This is a genomic window from Pseudomonas sp. RC4D1, assembly GCF_018390395.1.
Classification (GTDB): domain Bacteria; phylum Pseudomonadota; class Gammaproteobacteria; order Pseudomonadales; family Pseudomonadaceae; genus Aquipseudomonas; species Aquipseudomonas danubii.
In genome coordinates this window covers 251-17,469 of the sequence record NZ_JAHBAW010000003.1, presented here as the reverse complement: position 1 = coordinate 17,469, position 17,219 = coordinate 251, and the positions used below count along the sequence as shown (strand labels likewise).

Genomic DNA, 17,219 nt, shown 5'->3' with positions numbered 1-17,219 from the left:
ACCGCTGAAGTCCTGGTGCGGCGGCCGTGGCCGGTCGTAGGGCAGCGTCAGCAAGGTCGGGGCATCGGCCAGGGTCTGGCGCCAGTAGTCGCCCTGCTGCTGCAGCACCTCGCCACTGAGCCAGCGGCGCTGCCACAGGGCAAAGTCGCTGTACTGCACCGCCAGCGGCGGCAGCGGGTCCGGGCGGCCCTGGCTGAAGGCTTGGTACAGGGCCACCAGTTCCCGGGTCAGCACCCCCATGGACCAGCCGTCGGCGACGATGTGGTGCAGGGTCAGCAGCAGCACATGATGATCGTCCGCCAGGGCCAGCAAGCGCCCGCGGATCACTGGCCCGCGTTCCAGGTCGAAGGCCTGGGCCGCCTCGGCCCGTACCCGTTCGGCCAGGTTCCGGGGTGCGTCCCGCAGGTCTTCGAACCCCAGTTCCAGGGCTTCTTCGATGGCACCGATCAGCACCTGGGGTTGGTCTTCACCCAGGACAAAGCGGCTGCGCAAGGTGGCGTGCCGAGCGACGATGGCCTGCAGCGCCTGTTGCAGCGCCGGGCGATCCAGGCGCCCGCGCAGGCCCAGGCCGATGGGGATGTTGTAGGCACTGCCGGCGCCGTCCATCTGCGCCAGGAACCACAGGCGTTGCTGGGCAAAGGACAGTGGCAGGTCATGGTCCTGGGACGCCGGGAAGATCTCCGGCAACTGGCTGCGTCCGGCCCGGTCGAGCACCGCCGCCACCGCGCAGAGTTCGGCATTGGCGAACAGCTCGCCCAGGGCCAGCTCCACCCCCAGGCGCTGACGCACCTGGGACACCATGCGCATGGCCAGCAGAGAGTGGCCGCCCAGTTCGAAAAAGTGGTCGTGGCGCCCGACTCGCGGCAAGTGCAGCACTTCTTGCCAGATATCCGCCAGGGTGGTTTCGGTGGGCCCCCGAGGGGCCTGGTACTCGCGGCTGATCAAGGCCGCCTGATCCGGCGCCGGCAGCGCCTTGCGGTCCAGCTTGCCGTTGGCGGTCAGGGGCAAGGCGTCGAGCTGCACATAGGCCATCGGCACCATGGAGTCCGGCAGTTGCGCCAGCAAGTGGGCCCGCAGGTCCGCCACCGACAGCGCAGCAGCCCCCTCGTGCGCAGTGAAATAGGCCACCAGCCGCGGGTTGCCCGGCTGGTCTTCGCGGACCAGCACCACCGCTTCCTTGATCCCGGGGAACGGGTTGAGGCGGCTCTCGATTTCCCCCAGTTCGATGCGCACGCCACGGATTTTCACCTGGTCGTCATTGCGCCCCAGGTACTCGATGCGCCCGTCCGCCAGCCAGCGGGCCAGGTCACCGCTGCGGTACATGCGCGCCCCGGGCTGGTCGCTGAAGGGATCGTCGAGGAAGCGCTCGGCCGTCAGCTCGTTGCGATTGAGGTAACCCCGGGCCACCCCGGCGCCGCCCACATAGAGTTCGCCGGCCACGCCGATGGGCACCGGCCGCTGCAACTCATCGAGCAGGTAGATCCGCGCGTTGGCGATGGGCCGGCCGATGTCCAGGGAGCCGCCCGCCGCTATCGGGCCGGACGTTGCCACCACCGTGGCTTCGGTGGGGCCGTAGTTGTTGATCAGGGCAAAGGACTGCTGATGACTGAACTGGCGCAGGCGGTCGCCGCCGATCAACAGGCTGCGCAGGGTCGGATGTTGCAGTTCCTGGCTGAAGGCGTACTCGGCCACCGGGGTCGGCAGGAAGCTCACCTCCAGGGGCTGGGAACGCCACCAGGCGAGCAAGGCATCCACGTCCTCGCTACCCTCATGGGCCGGTGCCAGGTGCAGGGTGGCGCCGACGCACAAGGCCGGCCAGACCTCCCAGGCCATGGCGTCGAAGCCGAACCCGGCAAGGCTCGACGTGTGGCTGCCGGCGTGCAGGTCGAAGGCCTGGCAGTGCCAGTCCACCAGGTTGCACAGGGTCTGGTGTTCCACCATCACCCCCTTGGGCAGGCCGGTAGAGCCCGAGGTGTAGATCACATAGGCCAGATGGGCCGGGGTCAGGCCCGTCACTTCAAGGTTGTCCTGTGCCGAGTCCTGCCAGAGACGCGGGTCGAGTTCGATCACCGGCACCGACACGCGCGGCAGGCGCCCCAGCAGATCGGCCTGGGTCAGCACCGCCCGCGGGCCGCTGTCCTGCAGCAGGTAGTCCAGGCGCTCGGCGGGATGAGTCGGATCGATCGGCACATAGCAGGCCCCGGACTTGAGGATGGCCAGCAAGCCCACCAGGGTCTCCAGGCCGCGCCGGGCAACGATGGCCACCCGGTCGTCGGGCTGCACGCCCAGCTCGCGCAATTGCCGGGCCAGCACATTGGCCTGCTGGTTGAGCTGGGCGTAGCTCAGGGCCCGGCCCTGGTACCAGGCGGCCACCGCTTCAGGGGTACGGGCCGCCTGGGCCTGGATGCGCTCATGGATGGTCTGGCCCCGGGGGTAATCCACGGCGCTGTGGTTGAAGCCTTCGAGCAACTGCTGGCGCTGGTCCCGGGACAGGATCGGCAGTTGTTCCAGGGCCAGCCCGGGCGTCTGTTCCAGGGCCTGGGCCAGGTGTTCCAGGGTGCACAGCAGGTAGTCGAGGATCGGTCGCGGATCGACCTGGGTGCTGGCCAGCAAGGTCAGGCCAAAGCCCGCGCCGAGGTCGTCGACACTCAGGGTCAGGGGGTAGTTGGTGCGCTCCTCGGAGTGCAGGGTGCTGATCCCGGCCCAGGCGGCCTGGGCCTCGGTGCTGACGGCGGCGCCGCTGTGGCGGTAGTTGAGCAAGGCACTGAACAGCGGGGTCGGCGCGCTCACGCCACTGCAGCGCTGGGCCAGGGCCAGGGCCGCGTGTTCATGGCGCAGCAAGGTGGTCAGGCGCGCATGGGTGGCCTTGAGGGCCTCATCCAGGGGGCGTTCGTCCACATCCAGGCGAAACGGCAAGGTGTTGATGAAGATCCCCAGGGCCCGGTCGGTGGCCTCGGCGCCCTGCATGCGCCCCATCAGCACCGTGCCGAACACCACCTTGCGCTTGCCCGCCAGGGTCGCCAGCACCCGGCCCCAGGCCAGGTGGAACAGGCTCGCGGCGCTGACCCCGGCCTGCCGCGCCCGGGCCCGCAGGTGCTGGCTCAACGGCTCCGGCAGGGTCAGGCTGGCTTCCTCGATGGCTCGCCCATCGCCCTGCACATCCTGCAGGCCGAACGCCAGGGTCGGTTCGTCGATATCGCCGAGCATCTGCCGGAAGAAGGCCTCGTGCTCCTCTTCACGGGTGCCCAGCCGGGCCTGGGCCACGTAGTTGCGAAACGCCAGGGCCGGCCCCAGGCGCTCGCCCTGGCCCATGAGCAACGCCTGCATTTCATGGCGCACCACATCCAGGGCGCTGTGATCCAGGGCCATGTGATGGAACAGCAACATGGCGACAATCCGCTGCCCGGCGGCGTCCCAGGCATGCACCAGGCGCAGCATCGGCGCCTGGCTGATGTCCAGGCGAAAGTGGCGGGCGTCGAAACGGCCATGCAACTGGGCCATGACGTCGCCCGCGCCCGGGTCGGTCTCGACCTCCTGGAGCACCAGCGCGGCTTCGCGCCAGACCACCTGCATCGGCTGCTCCAGGCCATCCCAGAGCACCGCGGTGCGCAGGATATCGTGGCGCGCAATGACCCCGCGCAAGGCCTCGGCAAAGGCCTCCAGGCGCTCGCGGCTGGCGAAGGCAAAATGCGCCTGCATGACATAGGGATCGCCCTGCACGGCACTGACGTGGTGATAGAGAATCCCCTCCTGCAGCGGCGCCAGGGGGTAGATGTCCTGCACGTTGGCCACCCCGCCCGGCACCGTGGCGACAATGCGCTCGATGGCCTCCTGGCTGAGGTCGGCCAGGGGCAGCAGGTCCGGGGTGATGTGGCGGGTCGCCGGGGTGATGCCGTTGCCCGGCACCTGGACCTGCCCGGCCTTGGTGGCCGAGTATTTCCCGGCCTTGATCAGCTCGATCAGTTGCGGTTTGTATTCCCGCAGCCGGGCCAGCAGGGCCGGTTCGCTCAAGGCCTGCTTGTTGCCCTGGACCACCAGTTGCTCGCCCTTGAGCACCAGTTGCACGTCTTTTTCCTTCAGTGTCGCCAACAGTTCGGTCACGCTCACAGGACGATCTCCATTCGTTCGGTCATTGCCGCGTAGCCCGCCAGGGTCGGTTGTTCGAACAGCGTCCTGACATCGGCTTCCATGCCTTCTTCGCGCATCCGGCTGATCAGGCTCACGGCCAGCAGCGAATGCCCGCCCAGTTCAAAGAAGTGATCGTGGCGCCCCACCCGCTCCACATTGAGCAACTCGGCCCAGAGCCGGGCCAGGGTGATCTCCGTGTCTCCGATGGGCGCCTCGTATTCGCGCACCAGGGCCGCGTCGCGCCCCGGAACCGGCAGGTCCTTGCGCGCCAGCTTGCCGTTGGGGCTCAAGGGCAGCGCCTCCAGGTGCACGAACAGCGCCGGCACCATGTAGTCCGGCAGGTGCTCGCGCAACTGCGCCCGCAGGCTGTCGATGGGCAGTTGGCCGTGCGTTTCGTGGCGGGTGTAGTAGGCCACCAGACGCAGATCCCCGGGCACGTCTTCCCGGGCCAGCACCACCGCTTCCTTGACCCCGTCCAGCTGGGTCAAGCGGGCCTGAATTTCCCCCAGCTCGATGCGCAGGCCGCGGATCTTCACCTGATCGTCGTTGCGCCCCAGGTACTCGATAGCGCCGTCGGCCCGATAGCGACCCAGGTCGCCGGTGCGATACAGGCGCGCGCCGGGTGCCTCGCTGAACGGGTCCTTGAGGAAGCGCTCGGCGGTCAGTTGTTCACGGTTGAGGTAACCCCGGGCCACCTGCACCCCACCGATGTACAACTCGCCCACCACTCCCCGAGGCACTGGCTGCATGTGCCCGTCCAGCAGGTAGATGCGGGTGTTGGCGATGGGCTTGCCGATGGGGGTGTTGTCCGGGGTGCTGTGCAACGGCCCGGCGCAATCCCAGGCAGTGACGTCCACCGCCGCTTCGGTGGGGCCGTAGAGGTTGTGCAGCCCGACCTGGGGCAGCTGCTGTTTGAAGCGCCGCACCAGGCTGCCCGGCAAGGCCTCGCCGCTGCACATCACCTGGCGCAGGCCGAGGTCCTCCACTTCCTGACCATGGGCCAGGAACACATCGAGCATCGACGGCACGAAATGCAGGGTACTGATGCCTTCATCGCGGATCACCTGGCGCAGGTAGGCCGGGTCCTTGTGCCCTTCGGGACGGGCCATCACCAGCCGTGCGCCAGTGAACAGCGGCCAGAAGAACTCCCAGACCGAAACGTCGAAGCTGAAGGGGGTCTTTTGCAGCACCGCGTCATCGGCCGTCAGGCGGTACTGCTCCTGCATCCACAGCAGGCGGTTGACCACTGCCCGATGTTCGTTCATCGCGCCCTTGGGCTGGCCGGTGGAACCGGAGGTGTAGATCACATAGGCCAGATGGCTCGGGCTCAGTCCAGGGTGTTGCGGATTGGCCTGGGGCGCCTCGCTCCAGACCCAGCGGTCGAGTTCCACCAGAGGCACTTCCAGCTCGCCCGGAAGGGACCGGCCGCCAGCCTGCACCAGCACCGCCAGGGGCGCGCTGTCCTCAAGCATGTAGGCGATGCGTTCTGCGGGGTACGCCGGGTCGATGGGCACATAGGCGCCGCCGGCCTTGAGAATCGCCAGCAGGCCGATGACCATTTCCAGGCCGCGCTCGACGCAGATCGCCACCCGGGTATCGGGCCCCACCCCCAGTTGCAGCAAGTGCCCGGCCAACTGGTTGGCCCGCTGGTTGAGCTGGCGATAGCTCAGGCGCTGCTCACCGGCCTGCACCGCCAATGCCTCGGGAGTGCGCACGACCTGGGCCTCGAACAAGCCATGCAGGGTCTGCTCCAGCGGATAGTCCCGGGTCGTGGCATTGCAGGCGTGCAGCAACTGCCGGCGCTCCTCCGGCGGCAGGATCGGCACCTGGCGCAAGGGCCGCTGCGGCGCCTGCTCCAGGGTGTCCACCAGGGCGTGCAGGGCCTGCTCCATGTAGCCGCAGATGCGCTCGGCGCCGATCCGCGCCAGGGTCATGGCGGTCAGCCGGAAGCCCTGGCCCAGGTCATCGACGTTGAGGCTCAGGGGGTAGTTGGTGCGCTCTTCGCTGCGCAGGGTCTGGATGCCTTGCCAGGCCTGTTGCATGGCCGGGCTCGGCGCTGCGTCGCTGCCGTGGCGGTAGTTGAGCATGGCGCTGAACAGCGGCAGCGGCGCGGCCACGGCGCTGCAACGCTGGGCCAGGGCCAGGGAGGCATGCTCGTGCCCCAGCAAGGCGCTGAGCCGGACGTGGGTCGCCTTGACCGCCGCCCGGGTGCCGCTGTGGTCCAGGTCGACCCGCAACGGCAAGGTGTTGATGAACATGCCCAGGGCCCGGTCGGCCCCCAGTCCGCCTTGCAGGCGTCCCAGCAGCACGGTGCCGAACACCACCCGCTCCTGGCCCGAGGTGACGCTCAGGACCCGGGCCCAGGCCAGGTGGAACAGGCTCGCGGCACTGACCCCCAGCAGCCGCGCCTGGGCCCGCAGGCGCGCACTCAGGTCGGCGTCCAGCGCCCGCTGCAACTCTTCAATGGCCTCACCATCGCCCTGCACGTCCTGCAGGCCGAACGGCAGGGTCGGTTCGTCGATGTCCCCGAGCATCTCGCGGAAGAACGCCTCATGCTCCTCGCGACTGCCCCCCAGGCGGGCCTGGGCCACATAGTTGCGATAGGGAATCGCCGTGCCGGCAGGCTCCTGCCCCAACAGACAGGCCTGGATTTCCTCGCGGACCACCTCCAGGGCGGTGTGGTCCAGGACGATGTGATGGAACAGCAGGATCGCCACCGTGCGTTGCCGGACCGGGTCCTGGGCATGGACCAGGCGCATCAACGGCGCCTGGGTCAGCTCCAGGCGCCAATGCCGGGCATCGAAGCGAGCCTGCAACTGCTCAAGGATGTCGCCCTCGGCCGGGTCGAGGATGACCTCCTCCACCGCCACCCGGGCCCGGCGCCAGACCACCTGCAGCGGCTGTTTCAGGCCCTCCCAGAGCACCGCGGTGCGCAGGATGTCGTGGCGCTCGCCCACGCGCTGCAAGGCCTGGGTGAAGTCTTCCAGGCGCTGCCGGTCGGCGAAGGCCAGATGGGATTGCAGCAGATAAGGATCACCCTGGCGGGCGCTCAGGTGGTGATAGAGGATGCCCTCCTGCAATGGCGCCAGGGGGTAGATGTCCTGCACGTTGGCCACCCCGCCCGGCACCGTGGCGACGATGCGTTCGATGGCGTCCTGGTCCAGTTCGATCAGCGGCAACAGCTCGGGGGTGATGCGCTGGCAATCGGCGCCGATCAGATTGGCCGGCACCTGCACCTCGCGACCGCTGCCCACCGCAGCGGCCAGGGCCGCCAGGGTCGGCTGGTTGAACAGCACTCGCACATCGGCGCCAAGGCCGATCTGGCGCATGCGCTCGATCAGGCTCACCGCCAGCAGCGAGTGCCCGCCCAGCTCGAAGAAGTGATCGTGGCGCCCGACCTGCTGCACCTGCAGCAGCTCGCTCCAGATCTGCGCCAGGGCGTTTTCCACCTCGCCCTGGGGCGCTTCGAATTCGCGGCTCAGCCAGGCGTCCTGATCCGGTTGTGGCAACGCCTTGCGATCAAGCTTGCCGTTGGCGGTCAGGGGCAGCGCCAGCAAGCGCACATAGGCCACCGGCAGCATGTAGTCCGGCAGCCGGCCTTGCAGGTGGTCGCGCAAATCCTGGAGATCCAGCTCCTGGTTGGAAACCTCGGCATGCTCGGTGAAGTACGCCAGCAAACGCCCTTCGCGCACCAGCACCAGGGCTTCCTTGAGGGCCGGATGGCTCAGCAGCGCCGCCTCGATTTCGCCCGGCTCGATGCGCATGCCACGGACCTTGACCTGATCGTCGTTGCGCCCCAGGTAGTCGAGGCTGCCGTCGGCACGCCAGCGGGCCAGGTCGCCCGTGCGATACAGGCGCGCCTGGGGCTCGGCGCAGAACGGGTCGTCGAGGAAACGCTCGGCCGTCAGCGCGTCGCGATTGAGGTAACCCCGGGCCACCCCGGCGCCACCTACATAGAGCTCACCGATTACCCCCAGGGGCACCGGGCGCTGCAGTTCGTCCAGCAGGTAGATCCGCGCATTGGCCATGGGCCGGCCGATGTGCAAGGAACCGCCCACTGCTATTGGGCCGGACGTGGCCACCACCGTGGCTTCGGTGGGCCCGTAGTTGTTGATCACGGCAAACCCCGGATCGGCCGGGAACTGGCGCAGGCGGTCGCCGCCAATCAGCAAGGTGCTCAGGGTCGGGTGACCCTGGCCCTGGCTGAAGGCGTACTCGGCCACCGGGGTCGGCAGGAAGCTGATATCCAGGGGCTGGGCCCGCCACCAGCCGAGCAAGGCGTCAAGGTCCTGGCTGCCGACCTCGGCCGGTGGCAGGTGCAAGGTGGCGCCGCTGCACAGGGTCGGCCAGACCTCCCAGGCCATGGCGTCAAAACCCAGGCCGGCGACGCTGGAACTGTGGCGCCCCGGCCCCAGCTCGAAGGTCGCGCAGTGCCACTGCACCAGGTTCTCCAGGCTCTGGTGCTCCACCATCACGCCCTTGGGCTGGCCGGTGGAACCGGAGGTGTAGATCACATAGGCCAGGTGCGCCGGGGTCAGCCCCGGCACCTGGGGATTGTCCAGGGGCGCCTGCTGCCAGACGCAGCCGTCCAGGTCGATCCGCACCAGGCCGGGCATCTCCGGCAACTCACAGGTAGCCCCCTGCACCAGCACCGCCAGGGGCGCGCTGTCCTGCAGCAGGTAGGCGATGCGCTCCGGCGGATGGCTCGGGTCGATGGGCACATAGCTGGCTCCGGCCTTGAGAATCGCCAGCATGGCCGTCAGCAGTTGCGGCCCCCGCGGCAGGCACAGCGCCACGCGCTCGTCGGGGCCGGCCCCCAGCTCCAGCAGTTGCCGGGCCAGTTGATTGGCCCGCTGATTCAGTTGCCGGTAGCTCAGGCGCAATGGCCCTTGCACCAGGGCCACGGCCTCGGGCGCGGCCTGCACCCGGGCCTCGAACAGGCCGTGCAGGGTCTGTCCACGGGGATAGTCGGCGGCGCTGGCGTTGAAGCCTTCCAGCAACTGCTGGCGCTCCGCCGTCGGCAGTACCGAGAGCTGCACCAGGTCCAGGTCCGGACTCCATTCCAGGGCATCGGCCAGTTGCTCCAGCACCTGGAGCATGTAGCCGGCCATGCGCTGTGCACCAATCGCCGGCAGCGCCAGCAGCGACAGGCTGAAGCCCTGGCCCAGGTCGTCGACGCTCAGGCTCAGCGGATAGTTGCTGCGCTCCTCGCCCCCCAGCAGCTCAATCCCCTGCCAGATATCCAGGCCAGCGCCGTGTCCGGCGTCCGCCACGCTGTGCCGGTAGTTGAGCAAGGCACTGAACAGCGGCGAGCTGGCCGGCACCCCGCTGCAACGCTGGGCCAGGGCCAGGGACGCATGTTCATGAGCCAGCAGGGCACTGAGCCGGGCATGGGTCGCACGGACCCCGGCCCGCACGCTGCCGGCGTCCACATCCACCCGCAGCGGCAAGGTATTGATAAACACCCCCAGGGCCCGGTCGGCGCCCTCACCGCCCTGCATCCGCCCCATCAGAACGGTGCCGAACACCACCTGCCGGCGATTGGACACCTGCCCCAGGACCAGGCCCCAGGCCAGGTGCATCAGCGCCGCGGCACTGACCCCCAACTGCCGCGCCTGCTCGCGCAGGCGCAGGCTCAGGGCGTCGGGCACAGGCACCCGGACCTCTTCGATATCCCGGCCATCGCCCTGCACATTCTCCACGGCAAAGGCCAGGGTCGGCTCGTCGATATCACCGAGCATCTGCCGGAAGAACCCCTCGTGCTCCGCCTGACCGGCCCCCAGCCGAGCCTGGGCCACGTAGTTGCGATAAGGCATCGGGGTGCCCAGACGCTCGTGGTGGTTGAACAGCAGCGCACGCATTTCCTCGCCGATCACCTCCATGGCGGTGTGATCCAGTGCCAGGTGGTGGAACAGCAGGATCGCCAGCACCCGCGACTGCCCCGGGACCCGGGCATAGACCAGGCGGATCAGCGGCGCGCGGGTCAGGTCCAGGCGCCAGTGGCGGGCGTCGAAACGTTGCTGCAGTTGTTCGAGCAGATCGCCGTCGGCCGGGTCCAGGACCTGCTCCAGAACCTGCAGTTCGGCCTGCCGCCAGACCACCTGCAGCGGCTGCGGCAAGCCCTCCCAGAGCACCGCGGTGCGCAGGATGTCGTGACGCTGGATGACCTGTTGCATGGCCCCGGCAAAGCGCTGCAAACGCTCCAGGCTGTCGAAGGCCAGGCGCGATTGCAGCAGGTAGGGATCGCCCTGTTCGGCACTCAGGTGGTGATAGAGAATGCCCTCCTGCAGCGGCGCCAGGGGGTAGATGTCCTGCACATTGGCCACGCCCCCGGGGACGCTGGCCACCACCCGATCGATGGCTTGCTGGTCCAGTTCGATCAGCGGCAGCAGCTCTGGTGTGATGCGCTGGCAATCGGCGCCGATCAGATTGGCCGGCACCTGCACCTCGCGACCGCTGCCCACCGCGGCGGCCAGGGCCGCCAGGGTCGGCTGGCCAAACAGCACCCGCACATCGGCGCTGAGGCCGATCTGGCGCATGCGCTCGATCAGGCTCACCGCCAGCAGCGAGTGCCCGCCCAGCTCGAAGAAATGATCGTGACGCCCGACCCGCTCGACCTTGAGCAGTTCGCTCCAGATCCGTGCCAGGGCCGTCTCCACCTCGCCCTCGGGGGCGACGAAGCCACGGCTGAGCAGGGCCGACTGATCCGGCGCCGGCAGGGCCTTGCGGTCCAGCTTGCCGTTGTTGGTCAGGGGCAACGCATCGAGGCGCACATAGGCCAGGGGCACCATGTAATCCGGCAGTTGCTGTTGCAGCGCCTGGCGCAGGGATTCGGCGGACGGCTCCGGGGTGTCGGCCTGCACGCTGTAGTAGGCCACCAGGCGCTTGTCCCCGGGCTCATCCTCGCGGGCCAGGACCACGCCTTCCCTGACCCCGGGACAGCTCAGCAAACGCGCCTCGATCTCGCCCGGTTCGATGCGCAGGCCGCGAATCTTCACCTGATCGTCGTTGCGACCCAGGCACTCCAGCACACCGTTGTCCAGCCAGCGACCCAGGTCCCCGGTGCGGTACAGCAGCGCCTGCGGCTGGTCGCTGAAAGGGTCGCGGATGAACTTCTCGGCGCTCAGTTCGGGACGGTTGAGGTAACCCAGGGCTACGCCATCGCCACCGATGACGATCTCGCCCTGGGCCCCCAGGGGCACTGGCTGCTGGTGCTGATCCAGGACATACACCCGGGTATTGGAGATCGGCCGGCCGATGGGCACGTGCTCGGCGTCGACCGCCAATTGCCGGACCTCATGGGTGGTGGCGTAGGTGGTGGTTTCGGTGGGGCCATAGCAGTGCACCAGGCGCAGTTGCGGCGCGTGCGCCAACAGCCGGCGGAAGGCCGCCGGGTCGGCACGCTCGCCGCCGCAGAGGAGAATCCGCAAGCCCTTGAGGGCCTCGGGAATCAGCTGCACATACTGGTTGAACAGCGCCGTGGTGACGAACAGCACCGTGGCCCCCAAGGTGCTCAGCGCCTGGCCGAAGCGCACCGGGTCCAACAGGGTGTGGTGATCGATGACCAGCACCCGCCCGCCGTTGAGCAAGGCCCCCCAGACGTCCATGGTGCTGGCGTCGAAGGCCGGGTTGGAGGCGAAGACCACCCGATCCTCGGGATTGAAATCGGCGTAGCCGTTGTTGATCACCAAGCGGCTGATGGCCCGGTGCGGCACCCGAACCCCCTTGGGCGTGCCGGTGGAGCCGGAGGTGTACATGATGTACGCCACGCTCTCGGAGGACTGGGGCAGGTCCGGGTTGTGGGTGGGCAAGGCATTCAGCTGCAGGCGATCCAGGTCCACGCGCCGGGCCGGGCAATCCAGCACCTCGTCGCTGCGGGTCAGCAAGACCACGCTGCGGCTGTCGCTGACCATGAAGCCCTGGCGCTGGGCCGGGGCATGGATATCCAGGGGCACATAGGCCGCGGCGCACTTGCTGATGGCCAACTGGCTCAGCAACAGGTCCAGGGAGCGTGGCAACAGAATCGCCAGGTGATCCCCGGGCTGTACCCCCAGCTCCAGCAGATGGTGGGCCAGCTGGTTGGCCCGGGTATTGAGTTCGGCGTAGCTGAGCAGCGCATCGCCCTCCACCGCCGCCACCCGCTGCGGATGGGCCTGGGCCTGGGCTTCGAACAGTTGGTGCAGGGTCTGTCGGCGCGGATAGTCACGGGCCGTGGCATTGAACTCCACCAGCAGTTGCCGGCGTTCGGCCGCGGGCAGCAGCGGGATCTGTTGCAGGGCCATGTCCGGCGTCTGCTCCAGGGCCTGGGCCAGGTGCTCCAGGACGCATTCCATGTAGCGGCAGACCCGCTCGCCATTGACCTGGGCCACCGCCTGCAGGGTCAGGCGCAAGCCCTCGCCGTCATCGTCGATGTTCAGCGCCAGCGGGTAGTTGCTGCGCTCTTCGGACGCCAGCACGCGAATGCCGTCCCAGGCCGCCGGCCCCTGGTCCCCGGCGGCTTGCTGGGGGCTGTGACGGTAGTTGAGCAGGCTGTTGAACAGCGGCTGCGCCGCCGGTACGCCACTGCAACGCTGGGCCAGGGCCAGGGAGGCGTGCTCATGCCCCAGCAGTTGCGCCAGTTGCTGATGGGTACGGCGCAGGGCCTCTGCCACGCCCTGGGGGCCCAGGCCGATCCGCAGTGGCAAGGTGTTGATGAACATGCCCAGGGCGCGGTCGGCCCCCGCCCCGCCGTGCATGCGGCCCAGCAGCACGGTGCCGAACACCACGTCGTCGCGGCCGGACAGCGGCCCCAGGACCCGGCCCCAGGCCAGGTGCATCAGGCTGGCGACACTGACGCCAAGGCTGCGCGCCTGCTGGCGCAAACGCCGGCACAGTGCCGGTTCCAGCCGCAGTTGCTGCTCGCGGATGCCGCTGCCGTCGCGATTGACGTCCTGCAGGCCGAACGCCAGGGTCGGCTCGTCGATGTCCCCCAGCATCTGGCGAAAGAACGCCTGATGTTCCGGTTCGCCAAGCCCCAGGCGCGCCTGGGCCACATAGTTGCGGTAAGGCACGGCAGGCGGCAGCTGCGCGCCGTGGCCTTGCAGCACGGCACTGATCTCTTGCACCAGCACCTCAAGGGAGCTGTGGTCCAGGGCCAGGTGATGCAGCAACAGGATGCCCAGCCAGCGCTGCGGGTCAGCGTCCCGGGCACAGACCAGGCGCAGCAAAGGTGCCCGGCCCAGGTCGAGGCGATAGTGACGGGGGTCGAAACCGGCCTGCAGTTGCCCGAGGATCGTCCCCCGGGCGGGGTCTAGCTCCAGCACTTCCAGCTCCAGGGGAGCCTGGCGCCAGACCACTTGCACCGCCGCGTCGAGGCCTTGCCAGACCACGCTGGTGCGCAAAATGTCGTGGCGCTGGATCACCTGCTGCAAGGCCAGGGTAAAGGTCTGCAAGACGTCGTCGCTGGTGAACTCGAACTGCACCTGGAGCACATAGGGGTCGCCTTCGGTGCTGCTCAGGTGGTGATACAGGATGCCCGCCTGCAAGGGAGCCAGGGCATAGATATCCTGAACGTTGGCCGCGCCACCGGGCACCTGGGCCAGCACCCGGTCGATGGCCGCTTGATCGAGGTCCGCCAGGGGCAGCAGCTCTGGCGTGATGCGCCGGCAATCGGCAGCGATGCGGTTGGCCGGCACCTGCACCTCGCGCTGCCCACCCACGGCGGCCGCCAGGGCGGCCAGGGTTGGCTGGCCGAACAGCACCCGCACATCGGCGCACAGATCCACCTGGCGCATGCGCTCCATCAGTTTGACCGCCAGCAGCGAATGGCCGCCCAGCTCGAAGAAATGGTCCTGGCGCCCGACCTGGGGCACTTGCAGCAGCTCCTGCCAGATCTTCGCGATGGCCTGCTCCACCTCGCCCTGGGGCGCTTGATAGTCGCGTCGGGCCAGCGCGGCGCTGTCCGGCGCCGGCAGGGCCTTGCGGTCGAGCTTGCCGTTGGTGGTCAGGGGCCAGGCCTGCAGCAGCACGAAGGCGCTGGGCAGCATGTACTCCGCCAGGCTCTGGCGCAGTTGCTCACGCAGTTGCGCGGCGCCCGGGGCCGCTCCCGGCCGGGGAATCACATAGGCCACCAGGCGCTTGTCTCCCGGGCTCTGTTCCCGGGCGATCACCACCGCCTCGCCCACCCCGTCGCACGCCGCCAGCCGCGCCTGGACCTCCCCCAGCTCGATGCGGAAACCGCGAATCTTCACCTGATCGTCGTTGCGCCCCAGGTACTCCAGGCTGCCATCGGTGCGCCAGCGGGCCAGGTCGCCGGTCTTGTACAGCCGCGCCCCCGGTCGATTGCTGAAGGGGTCGGCGATGAAGCGCTCGGCGTTGAGTTGATCACGGTTGAGGTAACCCCGGGCCACCCCGGCGCCCCCCACATACAGCTCCCCCACCACCCCCGTGGGCAAGGGCTCGCGGCGTGCGTCCAGCACATAGAGTTGCAGGTCGGGAATCCGTCGGCCGATGGGGCTGCTGCCCACCCATTGCGCGTCCGCCGCCTGCAACGGCCGGTAGGTCACGTGCACCGTGGTTTCGGTGATGCCGTACATGTTCACCAGTTGCGTGCCGACGTTCTCCAGCCGGGCGTACCAGGGCTTGAGCATCCCCGGCTCCAGGGCTTCGCCGCCGAAGATCACCTGGCGCAGGGAATGCTTGAGCCCGCTCTGGTCCTGGGCCGCAATCAGCGAGCGGAAGGCACTGGGGGTCTGGTTGAGGATGCTCACCCGGGCCTCGCACAGCAGTGCGTAGCAAGCTTGCGGGGAGCGGCTGACGACCTGGGGCACCACCAGCAACTGGCCGCCATGGATCAGGGCGCCCCAGATCTCCCACACCGAGAAGTCGAAGGCGAAGGAATGGAACAGCGCCCAGACGTCGCGCCAGTTGAAATCGAACCAGTCGCGGGTGGCGGAAAACAGCCGGGCGACGTTGCGGTGTTCCACCATCACGCCCTTGGGCAGGCCGGTGGAGCCGGAGGTGTAGATCACATAGGCCAGGTTGGCCGGGGTCAGCCCCGGCACGTCGGGGTTGTCCGGGGACTCGTGGGCCAGGGTGCGGCTGTCGAGGTCGATCAGCGGCACCCGCAGGTCGGCCACCAGGGCCTGGGTATCGGCCTGCACCAGCAGCGCCACCGGGGCGCTGTCCTCCAGGGTGTAGGCGATGCGTTCCCGGGGATAGGCCGGGTCGATGGGCACGTAGGCGCCACCGGCCTTGAGGATGCCCAGCAGGCCGATGATCATTTCCAGGCCGCGCTCGACGCAGATCGCCACGCGCTGGTCCGCACGCACCCCCAGCGCCAGCAAGCGATGGGCCACCTGATTGGCGCGGCGGTTGAGCTCGCCGTAACTCAGGCGCTGTGCCTGGAAAAGCAGCGCCGGCGCCTCAGGCTGGACCCGGGCCTGGGCCTCCACCTGCTGATGGATCAGCGGGCTGTCGGGGTACTGCCCCAGGGGCGTGTTCAGGCCCTGCAGCAGGTAACGCCGCTCGCTGGCCGGGAGCATTTCCAGGCTGTACAACGGCGCCTCGGGGTTTGCCTGCAGGGCCAGGGCCAGGCTTTCCAGGGTGGTCAGCAGGTAGCCGCTGATGCGCTCGGCACCCAGGCTGGCGTCCACCAGGGCGGTGATCTGCAGGTCCTCGCCCAGATCGTCGATGTTGACGGTCAGCGGGTAGTTGGTGCGCTCCTGGGCACCCAGTACCTGGATGCCCGGCACCAGCTCCTGGACCTGGTCGCCATCGGCCCGGTGGCTGTGGCGGTAATTGAGCATGGCGCTGAACAGCGGGGTCGGCGCACTGACTGCGCTGCAACGCTGGGCCAGGGCCAGGGAGGCGTGCTCATGGGCCAGCAAGGCGCTCAGCCGAGCATGGGTCGCCAGCACCCCGGCGCGCACGCTTTGCGCTCCCACATCCACCCGCAGCGGCAGGGTGTTGATGAACATGCCCAGGGCCCGCTCACCGCCCTCGCCCACTTCCATGCGCCCCAGCAGCACGGTGCCGAACACCACCGCCTCGCGCCCGGACAGCTGGCCCAGGACCCGGCCCAGGGCCAGGTGCATCAGGCTTGCCACACTCACCCCCAGTTGCCGGGCCTGGCTGCGCAGGCGCTGGCTGAGCTGGCGATCCAGAGGCAGCCGGTGTTCTTCAATGCGGCCGGTTGCGCCCTGCACATCCCCCAGGCCGAACGGCAGGGTCGGCTCATCGATATCCCCGAGCATCTCGCGGAAGAAGGCTGCGTGGCGCTCCTCGCTCTGCCCCAGGCGGGCCTGGGCCAGGTGGTTGCGAAACGGCACCGGCAGCGGCAACTGCTGGCGCTGGCCCAGCAGACAGGCCTGGATTTCCTGGCGCACCACATCCAGGGCGGCGTGGTCCAGGGCCATGTGATGGAACAGCAGCAACGCCACCTGGCGCGAGTTGACCGGGTCCTCGGCGTGCACCAGGCGCAACAGCGGCGCCTGGCGCAGGTCCAGGCGGAAATGCCGGGAATCGTAGCGCTGCTGCAACTGGGCCAGGGCATCGCCCCCGGCGGCGTCCAGCGGTAGCGCTTCACACTGCAGCGGCGCCTGGCGCAGGACCACCTGCAGCGGTTCATCGAGGCTTTCCCAGACGATCGCGGTGCGCAGGATGTCGTGGCGCTCGATCACCCATTGCAAGGCCTCGGCAAAGGCCTGCAGCCGTTGCCGGTCGGCAAAGGCGAAATGCGCCTGGAGCACATAGGGATCGCCCTGGGGCGCGGACAGGTAGTGATAGAGCATGCCCTCCTGCAGCGGCGCCAGGGGGTAGATGTCCTGCACATTGGCGGCGCCGCCTGGCACGCCGGCGACGATGCGGTCGATGGCCGGCTGCTCCAGTGACACCAGGGGCAGCATGTCCGGGGTGATCCTGAAGGCCGGGCTCAGCCAGTGGCCGCCCTGTTCGCTCACCTGCTGCAGAAGCTGCGCCTTGTGCTGGATCAGGCTGTCCCAGAGTGCGTCGTCCAGGGCCTCGTCATCGCCCTGCACCAGCAGATCCTCGCCGTCCCGTTGAAGACGGATCGCGAGGGTCGAAAGAACGGCCATCAATTCGCTGAACTGCAT

2 protein-coding genes (1 of these 2 cut by a window edge) are annotated in these 17,219 nt (G+C 68.7%); both read right to left on the bottom strand.

Going from position 1 to position 17,219, the window contains the following annotated elements; all coding sequences use genetic code 11:
- Window positions 1-4,107, bottom strand: partial view of a non-ribosomal peptide synthetase gene (locus KHO49_RS25070; protein ID WP_213666001.1) — the beginning only. Its footprint begins 10,617 nt before the window's first position; only the first 4,107 of its 14,724 coding nucleotides appear in the window; the start codon lies at window positions 4,105-4,107; the stop codon falls past the left edge of the window.
- Window positions 4,104-17,219, bottom strand: coding sequence for a non-ribosomal peptide synthetase (locus KHO49_RS25065; RefSeq protein WP_213666000.1), 13,116 nt, complete (start codon window positions 17,217-17,219; stop codon window positions 4,104-4,106). Before KHO49_RS25065 ends, KHO49_RS25070 begins: the two co-directional genes overlap by 4 nt.